General features: G+C 45.8%; 18 protein-coding genes. 6 read left to right on the forward strand and 12 right to left on the reverse strand.

The genetic code is table 11. The annotated features are described in order from the left end of the window. Positions 1–44: 44 nt before the first annotated feature. The 5 genes from MHH93_RS05075 to MHH93_RS05095 form a co-directional block, all read right to left on the reverse strand. Positions 45–1,103, reverse strand: coding sequence for a dockerin type I domain-containing protein (locus tag MHH93_RS05075; protein WP_500053081.1), 1,059 nt, complete (start codon positions 1,101–1,103; stop codon positions 45–47). Positions 1,104–1,295: 192 nt separating this feature from the next. After that, the gene (locus MHH93_RS05080) at positions 1,296–2,588 is read right to left on the reverse strand and encodes an amidohydrolase (RefSeq protein ID WP_500053082.1); all 1,293 of its coding nucleotides are present in this window, start codon (positions 2,586–2,588) and stop codon (positions 1,296–1,298) included. A gap of 78 nt (positions 2,589–2,666) precedes the next feature. Continuing rightward, positions 2,667–2,960 carry a hypothetical protein gene (locus MHH93_RS05085; RefSeq protein WP_076214685.1) on the reverse strand — a complete coding sequence of 98 codons (294 nt, stop codon included), beginning with the start codon at positions 2,958–2,960 and terminating at the stop codon, positions 2,667–2,669. 74 nt (positions 2,961–3,034) lie between these two features. Continuing rightward, positions 3,035–4,138, reverse strand: a complete 1,104-nt coding sequence (locus MHH93_RS05090; protein WP_500053083.1) for a saccharopine dehydrogenase family protein — start codon at positions 4,136–4,138, stop codon at positions 3,035–3,037. Beyond that, on the reverse strand, positions 4,122–4,829 hold the full coding sequence (locus tag MHH93_RS05095) for a class I SAM-dependent methyltransferase (protein WP_500053084.1): 708 nt from the start codon (positions 4,827–4,829) through the stop codon (positions 4,122–4,124). The genes MHH93_RS05090 and MHH93_RS05095 overlap by 17 nt, the downstream gene beginning before the upstream one ends. A 129-nt stretch (positions 4,830–4,958) precedes the next feature. Between MHH93_RS05095 and MHH93_RS05100 the strand changes: the two genes are divergently transcribed. Further along, complete coding sequence (locus tag MHH93_RS05100; protein WP_500053085.1) at positions 4,959–6,068, forward strand: helix-turn-helix transcriptional regulator; 1,110 nt, start codon at positions 4,959–4,961, stop codon at positions 6,066–6,068. Positions 6,069–6,250: 182 nt separating this feature from the next. On the opposite strand, the gene yidC is transcribed toward MHH93_RS05100, so the two are convergent. From yidC to MHH93_RS05115, 3 genes are all read right to left on the reverse strand, one after another. Beyond that, positions 6,251–7,141 (reverse strand): membrane protein insertase YidC, encoded by an 891-nt coding sequence (gene yidC / locus MHH93_RS05105; protein WP_500053086.1) that lies wholly within the window; start codon positions 7,139–7,141, stop codon positions 6,251–6,253. Beyond that, entirely contained in the window at positions 7,078–7,428 is a 351-nt protein-coding gene (locus MHH93_RS05110) for a hypothetical protein (RefSeq protein ID WP_210107946.1), read from the reverse strand. Before MHH93_RS05110 ends, yidC begins: the two co-directional genes overlap by 64 nt. A gap of 92 nt (positions 7,429–7,520) precedes the next feature. Beyond that, positions 7,521–9,140: a DUF4153 domain-containing protein gene (locus MHH93_RS05115; RefSeq protein ID WP_500053087.1), complete on the reverse strand. Its 1,620-nt coding sequence runs from the start codon at positions 9,138–9,140 to the stop codon at positions 7,521–7,523. Between the two features lie 134 nt (positions 9,141–9,274). Between MHH93_RS05115 and MHH93_RS05120 the strand changes: the two genes are divergently transcribed. The 5 genes from MHH93_RS05120 to MHH93_RS05140 all read left to right on the forward strand — a co-directional run bounded on the left by MHH93_RS05120 (position 9,275) and on the right by MHH93_RS05140 (position 17,219). Next, on the forward strand, positions 9,275–11,074 hold the full coding sequence (locus MHH93_RS05120) for an ABC transporter substrate-binding protein (RefSeq protein WP_500053088.1): 1,800 nt from the start codon (positions 9,275–9,277) through the stop codon (positions 11,072–11,074). Positions 11,075–11,164: 90 nt separating this feature from the next. Continuing rightward, positions 11,165–11,749: a P-loop nucleotide/nucleoside kinase family protein gene (locus MHH93_RS05125; protein ID WP_500053089.1), complete on the forward strand. Its 585-nt coding sequence runs from the start codon at positions 11,165–11,167 to the stop codon at positions 11,747–11,749. A gap of 333 nt (positions 11,750–12,082) precedes the next feature. Next, positions 12,083–14,119, forward strand: a complete 2,037-nt coding sequence (locus MHH93_RS05130; RefSeq protein ID WP_500053090.1) for a serine hydrolase domain-containing protein — start codon at positions 12,083–12,085, stop codon at positions 14,117–14,119. A gap of 386 nt (positions 14,120–14,505) precedes the next feature. Beyond that, positions 14,506–16,584: a sensor histidine kinase gene (locus tag MHH93_RS05135; RefSeq protein WP_500053091.1), complete on the forward strand. Its 2,079-nt coding sequence runs from the start codon at positions 14,506–14,508 to the stop codon at positions 16,582–16,584. Beyond that, positions 16,584–17,219, forward strand: coding sequence for a response regulator (locus MHH93_RS05140; protein ID WP_500053092.1), 636 nt, complete (start codon positions 16,584–16,586; stop codon positions 17,217–17,219). The genes MHH93_RS05135 and MHH93_RS05140 overlap by 1 nt, the downstream gene beginning before the upstream one ends. Positions 17,220–17,368: 149 nt before the next feature. On the opposite strand, the gene MHH93_RS05145 is transcribed toward MHH93_RS05140, so the two are convergent. The 4 genes from MHH93_RS05145 to MHH93_RS05160 form a co-directional block, all read right to left on the reverse strand. Then, positions 17,369–18,334 carry a sugar phosphate isomerase/epimerase family protein gene (locus MHH93_RS05145; RefSeq protein ID WP_500053093.1) on the reverse strand — a complete coding sequence of 322 codons (966 nt, stop codon included), beginning with the start codon at positions 18,332–18,334 and terminating at the stop codon, positions 17,369–17,371. A 66-nt stretch (positions 18,335–18,400) separates the two neighbouring features. After that, positions 18,401–20,107 (reverse strand): DUF8769 domain-containing protein, encoded by a 1,707-nt coding sequence (locus MHH93_RS05150; protein WP_500053094.1) that lies wholly within the window; start codon positions 20,105–20,107, stop codon positions 18,401–18,403. A 22-nt stretch (positions 20,108–20,129) separates the two neighbouring features. After that, positions 20,130–21,002: a carbohydrate ABC transporter permease gene (locus tag MHH93_RS05155; RefSeq protein ID WP_339242100.1), complete on the reverse strand. Its 873-nt coding sequence runs from the start codon at positions 21,000–21,002 to the stop codon at positions 20,130–20,132. A gap of 39 nt (positions 21,003–21,041) precedes the next feature. Next, the gene (locus MHH93_RS05160) at positions 21,042–21,944 is read right to left on the reverse strand and encodes an ABC transporter permease (RefSeq protein ID WP_500053095.1); all 903 of its coding nucleotides are present in this window, start codon (positions 21,942–21,944) and stop codon (positions 21,042–21,044) included. Positions 21,945–21,996 lie beyond the last annotated feature (52 nt).

A 21,996-nucleotide genomic window follows, 5' to 3' on the forward strand; every position in this document is an offset into this window, starting at 1 on the left:
TAGAAAATGTATTGTTATTCGTTATCCAAATTAAAAAATATGAATTAATCAAGGCGTTGTATTTTTTCTTTTCCAACAATGTATACTTTTCTAGGATCCGTATTCGAGTCCCAAGTGGACTGAGTAATAACTTCGAGCACAAGATAATAACCTTCGTCCTCTTCTTTAACGGTATACTCTGCTCCTGTTTCCCCTTCGATTGGCACCATATCTTCTCTCGAAGCTTCTGTTGCGCGGTACCACTGGTAAGAAGGAGTATTAATGTAATCATTGTAATCAATATCCATTATATAATGACTAACGCCAATTTCATTTCCAATTAACATGGCATTCTTCAATTCACCATTTAGTACATACGGTGCATCATCTACTTGCTTAAAGGTCAACACATAGTCATTGTTTTTTCCACCAAGTGTTTTGCCTTTGTATCCTTTTAACAAAGCATCCATGTCCCCGAGCGTGGGTTCCGTATTACGATCCACATCCATTCGGTTCATCTCTACATAAGAAAAGCTCCGACGAGTCATCATGTTACGTAGATAATTGAAAAGGTCAGATGCATCCAGGGAATTCACTTTTCCGTCTGCATTTACATCCCCTTTTTTACTAATGTAAAGTTCAATGTTATCCGTAACAGTCTCTGGTGCACCAGAGATCATATAATTCGCTTTCAATTCGATGTTGATCTTGCCGCTTTGGCGAGGAATAACCACCAATGTGCTCTCAGGCGTTGGCATATTCTCATCTTGTCTCGTTTCTACATACGCCTCAGCTATATTGCTATCACTTGAGATAGCTGTGAGCGTACTATACTCATCGGATCGAAAATGTGTACTTAGATTGATTCTGACGATATTATTGATGGTTACCTCGATAGGCACATCGGACACAAAAGAAGGATTATTCTCTTCCGATGAATAACTAAACCAGTTGATGCCATCGTTAAGAACAGGTCGTGAAATGTTTATTACCGGACCAATTGCTCCTGCGTTAGCCTGCGGAAGCGTTCCACCTATAGGCAATGCAATGCCCAATCCGAGTGCAGTCAACATGCTTTTTTTCAATATCGGCTTAAGCCGTTTTTTGTTTTGTTTCCCCTTCAATTCATGTTCCTCCTCGTGTACATTTCAAATTTGAACAACTACATGCTCAGTATAACGAGTCATTCTGAACCAATTCTGAACAGGACCATAGAACTATTTCCAGTTATAATTCGACAAAAAACGCCATGGAGTAAGCCCCCATAGCGTTTTAAGTACAAATATTTTTCCAGTTTGGATTAAATTCACTAAAAATTAAATTCCCTCAACAATCCTTTTGGCTCTAACCTTCACCTCACGGTAAAGTTCATCCTCATCAATCGTTAACAACTTCCTGCCTTGCATGAGGATCTGACCGTTCACGATCGTGGTATCCACATCCGCCCCGTTTACACTGTAAGCCAGTAACGATTCTACTTCATGTACTGGTTGAAGATGTGGTTTTGCCAGATCGATCAGGATTAGATCCGCTTTGCAACCTACCTCAAGTACACCCACTTCATTCTGTAGGCCCAGCAGACTAGCACTTCCACGTGTAGCCATCTGTAGAACGTCCTTGGCTGGCAAGCGCGTGGGATCGCCATAGTCCAGCTTTTGCAACCAGGTCGCGGCTTTGATCTCCTCGAACATATCCACGGTTGTGGCACTTCCCGCTCCATCGGTTCCGATCCCCACGTTAATCCCCTGGGCCAACATCTCGGTAATCGGAGCAATTCCACACCCCAGCTTCAGATTGCTGACCGGATTATGTGCTACACCACCACGCATGCCCTTCAATCTACCGATGTCTCTTCGATTGAGGTGCACCCCATGCGCAAGCAACACATGTGCCTGTTCGAACATTCCCGCTTCTTCCAAGTATTCTGTCGGTGTCATGCCATAACGCTCTCGAATCTTCACGACTTCTTCCTTCGTCTCAGCCAGATGAATATGCAATGGGATATCGTCCGTGACAGCCATGGCAATGACTTCACGTAGCGGTTCCATGGGACAAGTGTAGGGAGAGTGTGGTCCATACATCGTTGTAATCCGTCCCTCGGCCGCTCCAGACCAGCACTGTACAAGATCAATTGCCTCTTGCAACCTGCGTCCACCATCATCCTCCAGGAATACCATCCCACGTGTCAGCGATGCCCGGATACCTGTTTGTTTCACGACTTCGGCAATCTCGTTCATATGAATGTACATATCCGCAAAGGCAGTGGTACCCGAACGGATCATCTCGGCGATGGATAACTTGGCCCCCCAATAGATATCTTCCGGGTTCATCCGCGCTTCGGCAGGCAACATTTTGCGTTCGAGCCAGTCCATCAGCTTCAGATCATCCGAGAATCCTCGGAGCAGGCTCATTGGTGTATGTTGGTGGGCATTAATCAGACCCGGCATAGCTATCTTATGGCGGCCATCGATAATCTCATCTTGCGGTTGAGGCAAAATGTGGTCAGCAATCTGCGTAATGCGATCTCCTTCAACACGAATATCCCCCGTAAAGGGGGCATCGGCATCGTTCATCGTTAGGATCGTAGCTTGTTGAATCAGTATACTCATTACATTCACAGCTCCTCTGGATTGGTTATTGTTCCTTCCATATCCGAGGTTAAGCCTTCACGTAACGGCAAGGTCAAGTCATTTTAATTTTTGAATCGTCATCTTTCTGAAACTTTGTATAAAAGGTTTGGGGTCGATTTCGACCATATATGGATATACTCCAGTGCTCGTGTGCAGATAGAAAAAACCTCCTTCATCACCCATCCGGCGAAATGACATGTCAAACACTTCCGTGATGTTGAACTCGCGGTATTTGGTCACGATTTTATCTGAATACAGAATCATCGAACGGGCATTCATCTCAATCTCTTGGGCGAGACCCGTCACTTCTCTCTGCACTTTGTAATAAGGTAATACAGCAACGCAGTTCATGATCTCCCTCCATTCATGCCATGATTATTGTTACATCATAGCAGATCGGAGGGTGCCAGCAAAAGAACATGAATCTAGGTGATCTTGGTCGTCACCTTTAGTGGCGTATGAAGTGCATCTTGAATGTCCTGCATTGAGAGAACCTGTTCAATATGAAACACACCATGTGGCAATGCTGACTCTGTTTTATATACGTGTTCGGCCACAGCTGCTGCTACGGCTGCTGTTGCATCTGCTTCCTTATCGCCAACAAGCAATTGTTCGACGCGGACTTGTTCCCCATTTTCCCATCCAATGGCATCGACCTTGACCGCATACATCGGCTCTCCTCCAGGAATAAGGCCAAATGCCTTAACCGTTGCATTACGAATAGAAGGGATGCGAAGCAACGAGAACAACCCTGCCCGTTTGGAGATTGCCATGGATTTTGTGATCCAGCGGGAGTCCAGGCATAGTCTGGTGGATACAGTTGGAATACGCAACGTCCGGGCAACCACGTGTTGGTCCGAAAAGTTAAATCGATAGGCCTCCCGGTTTCCCAATTCCGCTCCAAAATCAATCCTTTTGCCATCTCCGAAACTTTGCACCTCTGTAGGCTTGCCCTTTTGCATCACTTGGTAGGTGGCATTCATATGATCAACGGTCCACTCCACGGCAGCTTTTCCGTGTTTCTCTCCAAGCCCCAGCATTACGGTAATGTCTGCTTCCTCCACCTGATCCATATGCATGGTCGCTTCGCGCACAAGCAAGTTCGTTACTCCAGGTGATAGTCCAACGCTGAGGATCGCGGTCGATTGGGAACGTTGCATTGTCGTGTGCAGATGTTCAACCTGAGCGAGAAAATCATATTTTGCAGAAATATCAATATAATCGGCTCCGGCTTGTGCACAGGACTCAACGAACCGGGTATTGCTCTGATCCACACACATGATGACCAGCTTCACAGGCTTTAACATGGATGGCTCTACAGGTCGTGTTACATCCAGTTGGAGCGGTAGCACAGCACCACCTGTAGACCGGCTGAATTCTTCCGCACGGTTCATGCGTGTACCTGCAGCCCATACTTTACCCGGGAATAATTTCCCCAGTTGCGTACATATCATCTGCCCTACTTGACCATAACCGCCAACGACCCAGATCTGATCTTTCACAAGCTTCACATTAGTTTCGAATTGCATAATATCCCTCCACCCAGAACGCCCCGAAGTAACGTGTAATATGTGAGAAACCGCATTCGGTCAGTAGCTGAGTCATCTCTTCAGAGCATATTGGATCGGATTCACGGCCCAAGGAAGCAGCAAAGCGCTCCCACTCTTCAGGAAGTACACCCACACTCAACATGTGATCCTTCCAAGCTTGCATCATGACTGGATGTGCAAATGAACGAAGATTGGCATTTACAGCCGCAATGATTAGTGGCGCACCCGGTTTAAGTCTCGCTGCAAGGCTAGTCAGGAACGTTCTTTTGGCCTCCATCCCTTGAAGGAAATGCAACATGAGCATACTTGTCGCCCCATCATATAAAATATCTTCCGGCAGTGCTTCAACCGTGACAGGTTGCAGTCTCACTCTGGAGGCGATACCTGCTTCCTCGACTCGCTTCCCGGCAAGTTGTAGCATCGGCAGCGAAGGATCTACTCCCGTGAACATCCAGTTGGAATGGCGTGAACCAAGCAGAGCTAATTCTTTTCCCCCTCCCGCTCCAGCTACAAGTATATGAATGTCATTGTTATCCGCAAAATATGCTGCAAGCAGCCGTTCCATTAGATCATGCATATGAGAATAACCCGGAATTTTCAGGGCTATCGATTGTTCGTAACGATGAACATCTGCTGTTTCCCAGCTCATCGGTGATGGATTGTGATTCATAGACACCGCGCTCCTCTTAAATTGAAGTTAGACTTGACTCGTTGTTCGTCTAATTTCATTATAGAAGGATACGCCGAGCCTACAATCCCAGAACATTGGGATATGCGCATAGAGAGAGGAGTAATCTTGTTGACATCACCTATTGACCGGAGCCGCAGACTTATCACTTCTCTTGAAAAAGGAACCTGGACCTCACGTACCTACCGGGAAGCTGTTCTCAAGCAGATCCATTCGGTTGTACCTTACGACGCATACTGTTTCACCACCGTTGATCCTTTGACTCTTCTCTCTACTGGAGCCGTGACAGAAGAAGGCATTGAAGCCATTCATGATCGGTTATTCATGAATGAATACATGGAAGAAGATATACATAAGTACGCTGAGTTAATTCGCAGCGGTGAACATACAGCTACACTTCATACGGCCATGAACGCGCAGCCTGAACAAAGCCCACGTTATATCAACATTCTTCAGCCAGCGGGGTTCGGTGATGAACTGCGCGCTGTATTCGTCAGTGGAGACACCTGTTGGGGATATCTGACGCTGTATCGCAAAACTGAGAATTCTTTTTTTACAGAAGAAGAACGGTTGCTGATTCAGACCTGGACTGCTTCGATTGCATCGATGCTGCGGTCCACAAGTCTGACACTTGTGGAGGAGATCACGATTGGAAGTCCCGAAGAACCCGGAATTTTGATCACCTCGGATACGTTCCAGCTCTTATCCCTGAACGCCCCGGCGGAGTATTGGCTGTCCCAATTGCGTATGCTGGAACATCTAGGGCCGGATGTTTTGCCCCGTCCGGTACGTGCGGTGAGTTCCCACTTGCAGCGCAAGAATCGGGCAGAACGGGCTGAAGATACTAAGATCGCTATCAACTCACCATCCAAAGTCTGCATTCAACTTCCGGATGGGCGTTATCTCATACTTCATGCCAGTCTCATGCAACAGATTACAGGACCAGATCAGATTGCCATACGTTTGGAGCAGGCGATGCCGCAGGATCTGCTGCCCTTGCTTGCCGAGAGCCATGGATTATCCAGTCGAGAACGGGAACTACTCGGTTATGTATTGCGCAGTTATTCGTCCAAAGAGATTGCTGCAGCGATGCATATTTCTGTCTACACGGTTCAGGATCATTTGAAATCGATTTTCGCCAAAACCAAGGTATCCTCTCGTCGTGAGCTCATCTGGTATTTCGTTTCCCGTTTCCAGCTGTCGGATGAACCGGCGATATGACGTGACAGAACAGAAGAATAACTGCTCAATAGAATAGCGAGTACCTTTAATCTACATTATCTCTTGCATACAGCAAAAAAAGAAGCCAATCCTAAAGGATCAGCTTCTTTTTTAGGCTTTTGCGATATAACACGTTCATACTAAATATCTTCATGATGCCGTGATTACGTCCATATCTTTTCCTACGACTTTGCAGGTTTCCGAGTAGATTTGGAGGAACCAGATTTTTTATTATTCTTTTTCTGACTCACTTCCACAATTACAGGCTCCCGCGGGTGTTCTACAGGGTACATTTTACGGAATAATAATGTTTGTAATACCAGGAACGAACCCCCAACCGTCCAGTATAGCGGCATGGCTGCCGGGGCTGTCAGAGAAAAGAATGCCATCATCAATGGGGAGAGATATCCCATGATGGCGAACTGTTTTCGCTGCTCAGGTGCCATATTGGCTTGTGATACCTTCGCTTGAATCAGATAAATGACGGCAACCACCACAGCGAGCACGTAATCCGGTGCGCCCAGTTTGAACCACAGGAACGAATGGGAAGACAACTCCGGTGTAAGTCGGATGGCCGTGTAAATACCTGACAGGATAGGCAACTGAATGAGCATCGGCAAGCAACCAATATTCAGCGGATTGAACTTATGCTTCTTGTATAGTTCCATCGTTTCCTGAGACAGCTTTTGCTTATCAGCAGGTTCATTTTTGCCTTCATATTTTTTCTTGAGCGCATCCATCTCGGGTTTCATGGCGTTCATAATGACTCGTGTTCCCTGCTGGGACTTGGCTTGACGCATCATCAATGGCAACAGTGCTAGACGAATGACCAGCGTGATCACAATAATCGCGACCCCATAGCTTCCATTAAATATAGTGGCAATATGCTGAATCAGATACGACAGTGGAAATACAATGTAATGGTTAAAAAATCCCGGTGTCGATGAAGTAATCTCCGACACGTTGTTGCTGCATCCGGCAAGCAGCATGACTGCAAACAAAATAGCAATTAGGCCATAGATCCGTCCCTTGCCCGATGTAAAAGTGAACCCCTTGTTCGTCTTATGTTCCATATATATCCTCCTCGTTGATTTGTTGACCAATCGTTCAACGAGGAATGACAATCTGGTTCATCTTCATCGGGCGCTTCTCTTCGTCTAATCATGCGGCTCCAGTCTTCCTGTCTGTGCTGTCTGTCCAAACACAGGGCTGGAAGTACAGGTTCAAGTCCACCACCGACGCCACCTTCCACCCAGTACTCTGTCATGCCACAATGAAGATGGGCAATATAGGCATAACTGACGGTGAAGATAAGTCCAATCGAGAATAAATATGGTAATAACTCGTGCAGTTCAAACAAGGGATTCACCCCCTTTATAGGTTAGTTTTTATATTATAACACTTACATATTGCTTTTGCATAAATCCGTACGTGAAACCAACTATTATTCAGTTATTCCGTTCTCAATTTGGACAACTCTAGCTCAGCTCTGTGTCTTGCTACGTTATAAGAAGGCCAGGAGTGATCTGATCTATCCATGTCCAGGTAATTTTGACGTTCCAGCATTTCCCTCTTGAGATCCGGGTACTCCTGCAATGCAAACTCTCGAAGTAACGGGACTGCATCTGCCGACAGACTCGCCAGATAGGTTGCATCAATATGGCCAGTCTGATGATAACGTTCAATATTCAGCGCGGCAATCCGTTTATCCATGCCCACATAGTTGACTGCAACATAAGCTGTGAGCGCCAGCACAATATACCAGCGGATCAGCGGTATGGACGTGTACCGTATACGAAGGCCAGCAATCAGCAATAGGAGTGCAAGGAAGATCATGAATGCGTGTACCAGGAAGCGAATGTACGTATATCCATATGCCTGTTCATAAAGATTTAGGCGCATAAAAGCGGAATACAACATGATTGCTGAACAGCTGACCAGAATCAGGAGAAGTGCCTGATGCACGATCATGCCTACTTTTCCACTCGGACGTGTGAATTGCAATGCAACAATAAGAATAAAGAAATTAATACCTGTAACGAGAATCAACTCTGCGAATCCGCTTCTCGCATACTCAGCGTAAGACAGATCTACCGGAAGATGTCCCTCTCCCGCACCAAACAGATACGAAAACTGTACAAGAACGAACATAACGTACACACAGTTGATGACGATCAGCATGGTACCCACAATGATGGGGTCCAATCTGAATGGTTCCCGATGAACCGGAGTGCGTTCGGGCTCGGGTGTAATTTTATTCGTAACCTGACCCTTAGGGAGTGGACCCACAGGAGAGAATATGTAGGTATGATTATGCTTATCAACCGTGGTTGCTGCGCCATTTTTCCAATGTGCATTCTCTCTCTTCTCTGCCTCATATTGCATCGGCTGGACAAATCCCCATACATAACCGAACAACAATATACCTCCGATGAACATCCAGATGATTCTTGGTAGTCCTGGTGTAAAGGTCAGTTGATTTAACCACTCCGGGAAACCGGATAAATATTGATTGAAGACCCCGTCAGCAGAAGACAGTAACGCGATAACGACAACAAGGATAGGCAAGGACGCCACAAGGCCGATGAGCACTTTGAAAACAACCGTTTTCTGTGATTTGCCTATACCACGCCCGCCTGCTCTTACAGCAAGGGCCGCAACAGTCCCCCAATGACGTATGGCTTGAGGCAGCAAATGGTCAATTGCCGTACCGATTAATCCGATCTCCCACCACTGCTTCCGTTTTCTGCCCATTAGATAGGTCATATGTAAGATAATTACGCCGGGTACAACCAGGAAATTAAGAACACGGAACAGTTCATTGTCGTATAACAGGAACGTTAGCGACAACAACAGCACAACACCCGCCACAAATGCATCAATCCACTGGAAAGACCTCATACGGTCCCGTGCAAACAGATACATAAACATATAAAAGAGAATGACAAAGATCGGATACGATACGCCCAAATCAGTACCATAGAATAAATACTGGTGTATGATAGCAAGTATCCATGCAGACAGTAGCGTGATTAGAGCGCGATGCGGTGAAGCCATTATTTTATCAATCATGGGAAAAACCTCCATTAACCTTTCTATGACTAATTTTAGATGATAAAATAGGAATATAAATAGAAATTAAAATCAGCAAAACTTCTTATTTTAGAGAATTACGTCAGGTATGCCCCCAGGAGGGAATCATCACTTTGAAATTACATCAGCAATATCTGCTGTTACATCGCCAATACGGTCACCATACAGAACATGAACTTACGCTTGCCGACCTCGCTGAATTGCTCGATTGCACGCATCGTAATACGTTAACGATTGTCAAAAAGATGGTTGCCCATGACTGGATTCGTTGGGTTTCCCAGCGTGGCCGTGGTCGTCGTTCATCACTGACCTTGCTTGTTCCGGCTGATCAAATCGCCGCAGAATATATGATGGAGGCTATGAATCGCCGGGAGTTGCAAGAAGCGGCCGAGCAGGTGAGTGCATTCTCGAGCTCAACAACCATGCAGGATCATCTAAATCAGTGGTTGCTTGGGTATTCGGGACATCATACGGAAGCCGGCACCAACAATGAGCAGATTGATACGCTTCGGTTGCCCCTGCGCCAACAGCTTCATGCGCTTGATCCTCTGTACATTAATCTGCTCGCTGAGTCCTTTGTGACTAGCCATGTCTTTGACGGGTTGGTTCAACGTGGTGAACAAGGTGAGATTCTCCCCTGTCTCGCTCATACTTGGGATGTCAGTGCAGACCGACAGACCTGGACGTTTTATTTACGAAAAGGCATTACATTTCACAATGGTCACATGCTGACCTCCCATGATATTGTGCATACGTTTGAACGTCTGCAATCTACAGATCGTCGGACACTGTACCGTGATGTAAGTAAACAGCTCCTATCTATTGAAGCGGTCAGTCCCTTGACCGTGTGTTTCCAGCTTAAAAAACCTCACGAATTGTTTTTGTCCTTTCTTACAACAAGTCGTGCGGCGATTGTACCCTCACCGGGAACACACGAACAGAAGATGAATCATGCGGGTGATCTGCATGGAATGCAAAAACCTGTCGGGACAGGGCCGTTCAAGGTCACTGCCTGGGATGATCACTTGTGCAGACTTGAAGCTTTTTCATCGTATTTTCAGGGTAGAGCACATATGGACCGGGTAGATATCCTGCAAATTCCGTGGAGTGCCTCGGCCAAAATGGATGATAGCCAAGATATCGAAACTCCGTTCTTCCATCTTGTACATAATCCGTCTTCGTCTACGGGTGCAGATTGGACTCAGATTAGTGCAGGTGTGATGGTTCATAAATTACTTACATGTAATACGCAAAAAGCCGGACCGTTAAACGATCCGGAAATAAGAGCACACCTTCAGTCATGCCTTGCTGGAATGTATAGAGATGACGGACATGCAGATGACTCTGAGGTTGTGGTACCTGATTTTAGTAAGGTGAATACGGAGATGGTTGAGCATGAGGGACTTGGAGAGATTACCAACCGACTCAATTCGACTGATCCCGTCTCCCTGCACATTGCAACCATTCCACAATATCGCAGGGATGCCCAACATCTGGCGTCCATACTGGAGCGGAACGGTTTTTCCTGTACTGTCCGTACTGCTGCGATGGAGCAATTTAAAGGAAATCTGCGGCTGGAATCTGATCTGATTCTCTTCTCGCTGATTCGGGACAGGGACGAAGAATTGCGCAGGTATGATCTCTACTCCACGTTATCTGAGCATCTGGAAGATTCTGCTCAGATGACGATTCATGAGATTTTGCAAACTATCGTCGCTTCACCAAATGCAGCAGATCGAACTTCTGCATTAGACCGAATTGAACAGTTCTTGGTCGGTCAGAATTTACTGTTCCATTTATCTGAAAAACCGGTAGAGACGGCTTATCTTCCTTCCGTGCGTGGTCTATCTTTCAACAGCCAGGGCTGGGTGAACCTGCGTCATATCTGGTTTCCTTCCCAGGAAATCAAGTGAGACTACAATGTGGACTGTGCTAAGATAAAGAAAATAATATTCACTTAAATTCCACAGGTTCTCTTAACATATTAAGGAGGCATTACATTCATGAGCAAACTAATTTTCTTTCTCGGCGGGGCCGGAAGTGGTAAGACCACCCTTGCCAAAGCCCTTTCCAGTAAACATAAAGCGGCTTTTTTCGATATGGATATCCTGCTTCGTCCCGCGGCTGAGGCAATTATGACCCTTCAGGGACTTGATCCATCCGACCGAGATTCGCCTGAATACAAAAGGTTGTGCCGTGATCTTGGGTACCGCATTACGATGGATGCCGCTCTGGACAACGTTCAGTTGGGTATCGATACGATCGTTGTGGGCCCATTTACCAAGGAAATCGGTACCCCTGACTGGATCGAGCAGGAACTCGCACGGATTGGACGTTCTCTGAAAGATACGGATGTGCGTGTCGCCTATATCTATCTTGAGAATGAAGCGTTGTATCACGAGCGAATCACAGCGAGACAATCCCCACTAGATGAATGGAAACTTGCAAACTGGGATGCCTTTAGAGCTTCTCTCGTCCGAAAAGAAGTAAAATGGCCCCTCCAAGCTTCATCCGTCGCTTATATTAACAATTCCAGTGATGATCCTGCGATTGCCTATGATGAACTTGAACGACGGATGTACGAGTAGCTTTATAAAATTCACATCACAATTCCTTTGCAATATGTCGCTTCACATGGAAAATAAAAAGACGAAACAAAAAGAGGTATTTGTCGAGCCCCCCGTTGGGTCCATCACGACAAATACCTCTATTTCATATATTCAAGATCATCTTTTCATATGTTCAAGATCATTCGCAATTCGCTATTCACCTTCTGCGATTGCGGGATCACGCAAAAAGGTTTGCGGAAGTCCTGCCGTAATAAGTGCGTACTACGGAATCGTCATTACATTCAAACTGATAGATTATAGATGTTCTTAAATGTAAGAGAACGAACATATCTCAACTCAAAGGAGAATTTCATGAAATTTTACGTAGCAACATGTCCAACTCAACAACAACAGAACTACAAATCGAATCACAAGTGGAAACGTGCTGTAGCCAACATCCTCCTAGTTGCATCTCTAAGTTTCACTACAATGACCAGTGTATCGGCAGAGAATAGTCTCCCCCTTCACCAGGTAACCCCTCAGGAAACGGAATCGTTCATAAATCAATTCTTCGCCCAGCCTAAAGTGAAGTCTGCTCTGAAAGGGGCTGTCGTCACCGTTGTTCACGATCAACAGATTGTGTTGAACAAAGGATATGGTTATGCCAATGTGGCAAAACAAATCCCAGTCGATGCCGACTCCACGCTATTCCGAGTAGCCTCCATATCCAAAACGCTGACAGCAACCGCCATTATGCAATTGGCTGAGCATGGAAAATTAAAGTTTAATGAGGATGTCGGCACATACACAGATGGTCTTGATCTGACCAACCATACCGGAACAGCGTTAACATTGGAACATCTGATGACCCACACCAGCGGGTTTGATTTCACAGATGCAGCAGCCACAGACAGAGAGCTGGGAAGTTCTTATCCGCTTGAGCAATTCATCAAAGACCACCAACCGTCTGTTGTCCGCACACCAGGAGAAGCTTTCCGTTACGACAACTACGGCTATGCACTCTTGGGCTACATTGTTCAGAAACAGTCCAAACTTCCGTTTGAGACTTATGTACAACAGCATATTTTCCAGCCACTCGGTATGTCGGATAGCCATTTTACACTAAGCAAAGACTCTCTGAGTAAACTCGCGACTCCTTATGGCGCTGAAGAGCAGGCATTGCCGCAATATCCCAATGTACCAGATAGCTCACCTGAGGGCGGATTAATTACGACTGGACGGGATATGGCTCATTTTATGCTTGCGCAGCTCAATCAAGGTTCATACCAGGGTACACGTATACTTGAACCGGCATCCGTCAAGGCTATGCAATCGTTGAATGTCTCCATACACCCTGATATACCCGGCACAGGTTACGGATTCGAATCCACCTATTCGCAATATAATCATGGACGGAAAGTCGTGAGTAAAGCAGGCGATCTTGCCGGCTTCCACTCCAATCTATGGCTCTTGCCTAACGAGAAGACTGGACTATTTATCGTCTCCAACAGTGATGGACCAGATGTGCGAGAAGCGCTTTTTCAAGCATTTATGGATCATTTTTATCCGAACAAAGAGACCCAAGATGTCAATTATATCGTACCCGAGTCTTCACTCCGTACCTACGAGGGACTGTATCGGGATATCCGCTTGCCCGCATGGTTGTATGATGTTTCAGCAACAGAGACAGGGCTTCAGGTGATAGACGCTTATGGCACTCACAATTTAACCCCCGTTAAGGACATGCTGTTCATGGATGAAGACGGTAAACTCGCAGGTTTCAAAAAAAATCAGTCAGGTGAAATCTCTTATTTCTATTACAACAAGTCAGATAGCTGGTCCGAAAAATTGGCTGAAGCCAGTCCGTATGAAGATGTGCCAGAAAACCATCCTTATGCTCCGTACATCTATCGCTTAACACAGATTGGCCTGTATCCACAGGGTCAATCCCGATTTGAACCAGAGAAGCCTGTAAGTCGTGGAGAGTTTGTAGCACAAGTCGTAGGAATAAGCGGGATGTCGATTTCGACTCAATCACCAAAATTTAAAGACACCCAATCAAGTCCCTATGCCGCCTACATTCAAACCGCCCTGGAACTGGGAATTGTGCAAGGTAATACCCGTGGATTGTTCCATCCTGACCAAGCCATCACAAGGCAAGAGGCCGCGGTGATTATTTCCAGAACGGCTCAACAACTACTTGGCGCACCTGCCGTAACTGCCAATCTTGCCGGTTCACAGGATCTTTGGGCTCAAGAAGGTGTTCAATTTGTAGTCGCTTTAGGTCTCTACGGTCCAGAAGTGTCCATATCCAGCAGCGGTGCTGTGGATTATAAATCGAAGCAGCCTATGCTCAGACAGGAATCATCAGTTTTGATGTACAAAATGTTAGGCACTCTGCTACATTAACATAGAGTGATGCACGGCAAGCCATGACATTGCTTCATGGCTTGCTTTTTCACATCATATACCAATGATACACATCATAAGAACGGATGATTACTCGCATGGAATTAAGAAATTCATTACATAGTGTCACCACATATAAATTTAGTTCTGTTTGGTTTGTCACGATGTTGTGCTTTATACTGACAGCCACATATATACATATCTCTTCATTTTTAAATCCTTATATCGGTCTTTCGTTAACACCAAATGCCTCCAATTCTTGGGAAGTACATGATGTAGATCCTCAAGGTTTAGCATATACATCCGGGATTAGATCAGGTGACACCGTTATCTCGTTGGAATCCAAAGGAGAAGTCCGATTACTCCATCAAAAAGGTGAATTCTTAGTGACTGAAGCCTATATCATTAGTGTTGAGAATTCTCGCGGTCAGGCATCCGAACATACCATGAAGCCTGGACCACGTGAATGGTTTAACATCGGCTTCTCATCCATTTTAGAATTATTGCTATTGCTGACAGGAAGCTACGCCTTGTTTAACCAACCCGGTTCACGAGTGATGCGTCTGTTCTACCTGCTTAACCTGTCCATGGCCATATGTATACTGACGATATATACATCCCAGTTGCCTATATCTAATTATATTCTCGCCTTTTGTGCGGCATGGTTACCTTACTGTCTAACCGCATTTTATGTGTCTTTTGTATTTCGCACCCGTCTGCATCGTTTCCGGTGGTTATTAATCATCAGCAGAGGAATTGCGATTGCTTATTCTACAGGCCTAGTATTTCTATACATCAAGCAGTGGATGATGACCGATGTTCAGTTCAATCCAGGCATTACCATCGTTAGCACCCCTGTTGCACCGTCTGGTCCAACCAATCTGCTTAACTTTATTCTTTGCGCAACCCTTCTGATCTTAATCTGGATGACATGGGTTCATCGTAAAAGCTACAATCGTAAGGAGCAGAACCAGCTATTGCTCATGTTAACAGGAATTATTATTAGTTTAATTCCCTTTATCATCTGCTTTGCCATCCCAACCCTGCTTCAAGGTGAACCTTTACTTCCTGTAGAGTACACATTAATTGGATTCCTGCCTTTATCATGGATGTTCACTTATGTACTTGTACAACGGAGTATGCTTGATTTCAAACTGGTTATGCCAAGATTGATGATTCATGGACTATATATGCTGATCGTATTTTTACTATTTCTGGCTGCTTCTCACCTGGAAACATTCATTCATATCAGCTGGCTGTTCGTCTCGTTTATGCTGATCACTTGGGTGTATCAGTACACGCTCACCCGCTCACGTAAGAGAAACAAACTCAATAAGGACTGGCTGGAACACCAGCAACTACGGTTGACTGTGCGAATGGCTGAGCAGCAAAACATGCGGGACATGATTCACGTGTTTGCCGAGATGTTCCACAAGATGCTGGATATTGAAGGCGTCATTGTCATATGGATTGACGATAAGCACCGATATTCCCAGGAAGGTACAGGAATTTTTGCCTCCATTCAGAATATGGATAACCAGGCGTTGGATATTGATGTTTTACGACAGAAATATGATCTGGCACAGGTGTGGGAACTATCAGGTGAACACACTACGGAGATGGCAGGATTTCTGGGCATTGGCCACAAAGAAAATCGCACCTTTTTTTCAGCAGAAGAGCAGGATATCATTGATAAAGGCAGGCTGGAAGCGATTCGAATGCTGGTCAATGGCAAACTCTTATCCGATCTGCAGAAGCGATATGAATACCGTGTAGATCAGACAACTCTTCATGAACACCAGATACGCCGTCATCGGAAGTTTAATGATATTATGATGGAAGCCCAACAGGCAGAGCGTATGAAGACTTCTTATTTTCTTCATGACCAACTGCTGCAAAACCTGATTTTCCTGTCTCGTGATTTGGAGGAATTACACGATACCGGAGAGACGCATAAGGATCAAACGGCTGTTTGGCTGGAATGCCTGTATGCTTCCCAGAGAGATATACGCCAATTGTGTGATGAACTCTACCCTCATATTATGGATCGTAGCGATCTGGAGGAAGCGTTACAATGGATCATCCGCACACTTCAAATACAAAGTGGTATCAGAATGGAATTAAACTATGACGCCCTCTCTGAAGAGTTAAAGCACGAACCTCTGAAGTCCACCGTCTTTCGGACGATCCGTGAACTCATTATGAATGTGATGAAGCACGCACAGGCGTCGTTTTGCTCCATTCAGGTACATACAAGGGATAATGACTTGATTCTCCAAGTAGAGGATAACGGCTTGGGGTTTAATGTTCATACCACATTTGATACTGTAACAGGGCACTTCGGTTTGATATCCATACAAAGCAGCATTCAGCATCTCGGTGGAGAATTCACCATACATTCCAGCCTTGGCAAAGGAACCTCAATCAACATTCTTTTGCCTTTAACGAAAGGAACTACTGAATAATGAGCGAACCCATTACAGTCGTATTGCTTGATGATCACCCCCTGGTCATGGAAGGTCTCAACAACCGCTTAAACCGCGAACCCGGTATAAAGGTATTGAAGACTTTCAGCGATCCTTTGCTTTTCTTGTCCGAAGTAGGGGCGTTGCGACCAGATGTTGTCGTCATGGATATCCGCATGCCTCAGCTTGATGGTTTTGAGGTTGTAAGAAGATTGAAAGATCAATACGGGTTATCCGTCAAAATTATATTGCTTTCCGGGTACAACTATCACGAATTCCAGTTGAAAGCTTATGATCTGGGCGTCCATGCCTACTTATCTAAGCAAGCAACGTATGGACAGATTATCAACGCCATTCACCAAAGTATGTTGGGTCATGTGCTTGTTCCAGAGACCATGTTATCCTCTAACCTGGAGGAATCACTCACTGCAACAGAACGCGAAGTGCTTAACCGTATTGCACTGGAGATGACCAATAAGGAAATTGCACAGGATCTGGCGATCAGCCAACGTACAGTGGAGTATCATATCACCTCTATTACACAGAAATTTGGTGTTAAATCCAGAATCGGGGCTGTAGTCAAAGGCTATCAGGCAGGCATTCTCGGTGATGTAACACTCCCTGTGAAACGCTAAAAACATTCACTACTTTAAAAGAACAACAAAAGAGCGGCAGAACACCCTCTAATGCAACCTGAGATTTGTTCTGAACCGCTCTATGTGTTGGTTTACTTTCGTATGAGGTTTTCCCTATAAGGTGCATTTATGCTTGATGCGTGTACTCCCTATCCGCGCTGACTCGCTGCATGACGTTCAGCAATGCGAGACGTAATCAATTCATGACTCTCATCGATCTCTTCCGGCGTACACGCCGCTTTCAGCTCATATACTTTCACCGGTGAACGATCAATAATATCCAAAAATGAATCAAAAAAGGTCATGTCTTTACTATGAATGTATGGACACCAATGATCTGCCAACCCTACGGTTTCATGAATATGCACGCCAACCACGTGATCAATCAATGCGTTAGCCTCACGAACATTATCGTACAGCCCCATTCGATCCATCATCATGCCGTGACCAATATCGTACCAGAGACCAAGCGGCGCGCCTTTCATTCGTCCAATAATCGTTCCCGCTTCGTGCAAAGTCGGCATCTGATAACAGCGTGAACGGGTCTCAATACCAAAATTCACTCCATATCCCCGCTGCTCCGACAAATCACATACCTCTTCCAGACTCTCCTGAATCCGGCTCAGGTAATGTGCGCTGCCATCTTCCCGCTTCTCCAGCATCTCTTGCCATAAAGATTGATACGCCGGGGAGTCCGGCCCCTGATCGTGGTATATCTTTTTCAACGCTTCATCTATATTGTATTCGAACGGAACCTCACCCGGATGTACAACAACAGCCTTGGCGCCATAACGATGTGCGTACTCGGCTGAGCGAAGTAACAGTTCAATCGCTTGTTTGCGGCGCGGCTCATCATCGAATCCGAGCAGGACGGAATCCGTCCCATAATCCGGATCAGCCACATGAGGAAATGTATTATGCACACTGGATACACCGATCTCTCCTCGTTCAATCATCGGCTCTATCGTCTTCAGCATCTCTTCCGTGACGTTGTAGTTCAGTTCAACCTGTCTAAATCCTAGAGACTTGATCTCCTCGATCATGCCTTGTCCGGTCGTATGACGTTTAATATTCCAACATGTTGAGAACGAATATTCCTGTTTGTCCGTATACATGATGTTCCTCCTGTCTCTCATTTTATCGCCTATTCATATTCTATTTATCTTTATCTATTCATTCCTCTATCCGTTATCTTCATGTAAGGTCAATTCAAATCTCATCTGGTTCGCAGTCCTTCCAGGCACATAACGATAGATGATCTCCGCATGATTCGAGTACATTAATACGGATGATTCAGGCGCCTCAGCCTTCACGGTACACGTAAGTCCCGGGAACCGCCATAACGCTGGCGTAATATCCTCCTGACGAAGGGAAGGCCCTCTGATTTCAAAATAAACATCGATTTCTTCCTCTGTATCCAATACGACACTAATGGTTAACGAATCTGGCGTGAGATCCGCATCAAACGTCACTCCACACAGATGACTGTTCCACCCCTCGCCTACCTCACGGCGGATCAAGCGGAGATAATAACGCTCCCCCGTCTCCGTCTGCCAGTGAATTGTAGCGGGATGCATCTGGCCGTTGGTATTCACACTTCCCGACATGGCCCCGATCATCCGGTCCTCACCAATCCATGCTTTGGCAGTACACAGATTCCGATTGGACGTTGGATCGTTGCGCTCACACAGTTCCATGAACTGTTTCTGCACAAGCCGATCCGCTTGATGAGCCTTGAAATACGGTACGGCTTCCGCGGGTACATCCACCCCAAGGAGCGCAATCAGTGGATCATGACCTGACTCACAGTTGATTCCTGCCAGATATTCATAGCCTTCACCGAGCAAAAGATAGATAAATACACCGATCGAACTATGCTCTCGCATCTCCATGTCATACGCCCGAGAGAATGGACCGGAGAGATTCTCCAGGTTGGCATTGTAATATAACGCGATGTTATGCCAAAGCCCGTGTTCAATCCGGTGTCCAATTTCAACTAAACGTTGGGTGAGTCCATACTTTCGATACATGCCAAGCACGGAAAGATCCACCCCGTAATACGTTGTTGTATTGAATTCAGCGAACGTACCATCGTACTGTTCAAACTCCTTCATGAATCCCTCTGCCTGTTCATCCGAATGCTGAATCCATTCTGTTCGGTTCAAGTGATGACCGTAGTAGTGGGTGATGAAAATATGCATTAACTCAATATTGGTGTTCATGGGGATTACGTCGGATAACCTTCGTTCTATGGACCCTTGAACAGCCAATTCCATGGCATGATCCATCCGTTTCATGAGTGTATCTGGCATAAGTTCAGCGAATTCAGCAGTTACAACCACACAGACACAAGCGATAAACTCGCGCCAGTTGGGATCATAACTGATCCAGACCGGTGGCAGGACCTGATTCACTGCCGAATGAAACAGGCGTTTCAGTTGTTTGGGATCTGCCGTCTCTGTGAGCAAAGAGCCATCTTCCTGTAGTTTATGGATAAACTGCGCAGACACCTTCTCAAAGGTGCGTTCCAGGAAATAGGCCGTGCCTGGCGCAAAAGATTTCCAAGCATAGTGACCCGCTGGTGGATGCACATCATTGGGTCGCGTCGCGAAGGTTCCGTGATAGATCTCATCTGGAGCGTCATATTGAACATCGAGCACCTTGTGGAACACTCGTATCGCGCGTTCCACATCACCAGGCTCATTTCGAATCAACAATCCCAGCGCATAATGTGCACTGGCTCGTGTGCTGTGCTGCGATGAATCATCCTCTTCGAAACTGCGAAGCAGATCCATTTCCTTGTCATAGAAGCTATCCATCATCAACATGGACTGATTCACTAGATACTGCTGTTCTTTTGACATCTTCTCTACCATTCGTTGTGTCATTTCATGCAACCTCCCGAGACTGTTAACCTTTTACAGCACCTACCATTACGCCACTGATAAAGTACCGCTGCAACCACGGATACACAAGCAGGATCGGTAACGTGGAGAATATAACGCTGGCTGCTTTCAGACTTTCAGGCAGGACTTGAACGGCACCAATACCTTCATTCTGCATCAGTTCTGTAATCTGGTTTTGCTGAATCATCTGATACAATTTCAATTGCAAAGGGTATAGCTCAGGCTTCGTAATATACATGAGTGCATCCTGGAAACCATTCCAGCGTCCCACTGCGTAGAATAGGCTCAGTGTTGCCATAACCGGAAGGGATAGTGGCAAAATAATGCGCATCAGTGTGCCGAAGTGGCTGCTTCCATCAATGCCCGCCGCTTCTTCCAGACTCTCAGGAATTCCTCGGAAGAAAGTAATGAGAATGATCATATAGAACGGACTGATCAATCCAGGCAGAATAAGTCCCCATGTGCTGTCGAGCAGATGCAGATTTTTGATCAGAATGTACTCGGGAATAATCCCCCCACTGAAGAACATCGTCACCACAATGACAAGCATGAACCACTTGCGTCCTTTCAGATTACTCTTCGCCAGTGGGTATGCCGCTGCAATGGTCATTGCCATGCTTAGTACCGTACTCAGTACCGTCAGCCAAATGGTATAGATGAGGGAACGAATCATCGATCCATCTGCAAACACTTTGCTATACGCCTCAAAGGACAACTCTTTGGGGAAAAAGGAAACTTCTCCTGAACCGATCGCCCGGTTCGAACTGAGCGAGATCGCAATAATATGAATGAATGGTGCAAGACACAGCACCATCGTAATAATAATAAGAATGACGTTCACCGTGTTGAATATTCGATTCGCCGTGTTTTCAGACATCCCACTCACTCCTTACAGATCATATGTGAATCAAATCCACTACATAATGCTCTCATCGGTTAATTTCTTGGACGTATAGTTTGCTCCGAGTATGAAGACAAGTCCAACTAAGGCCTGGAACAAACCTACAGCTGTTGCGAGCGTGACCTGACCAGATTGTAAACCGACACGATAGACAAACGTGCTGAGCACATCCGAGTATTCACGTACAGCCACATTTCCGATAATAAACGGTCGGTCGAAGCCGATGGAGATCATGTTGCCGACATTGATGATCAATAAGGTAACAATCGTCGTTTTGATACCAGGCAAGGAAATGTGCCAGATTCTGCGCAGACGACTTGCTCCATCCACTTCTGCTGCTTCGTACAGTTCCCGGTTAATGCCTGTCAGGGATGCCAGATACAGAATCGTACCCCAGCCTGCGCTCTGCCACACGCCTACCGCAAGATACGTGAATAGCCAATAGTTTTTGTCTGAAAGGAATGGCAATGGATCAAATCCCAGGCTCATCAAGATATTGTTGATGAAACCGGACTGAGTACCGAATACCTGAAGCACGATCCCTCCAATAATCACCCACGAAATAAAGTGAGGAATGTACAGTAAAGTCTGTGCCAGCTTTTTGAACCAAGCCTTTTTCAGCTCAAACAATAAGATGGCCAGTATAAGTGGTGCTGGGAAGGAGACCAGTAGATCCAGCATGTTGAGCACTAACGTGTTGCGTAATGCCGTGTAGAATCCCTGATTTTGAAACACTTCTCTGAACGCATCCAAGCCAATCCATTCACTACCGGCGATCCCTTGAAAGAAGTTAAAGTCCTTGAACGCAATCTGCACGCCATACATCGGCCCATACTTGAAAATAATGAAGTAGATCATGGGCAGTAGGAGCAACGCATATAGTTGCCAGTTTCTGCGGAAATAGATGCTTGTTTTCATAAACCTTCCCCCCATGTCATTCAGGATTCTTCATCAAGGCGATGTTGCCATC

The organism is Priestia sp. FSL H7-0729 (assembly GCF_038005685.1).
Lineage (GTDB): Bacteria > Bacillota > Bacilli > Paenibacillales > Paenibacillaceae > Paenibacillus.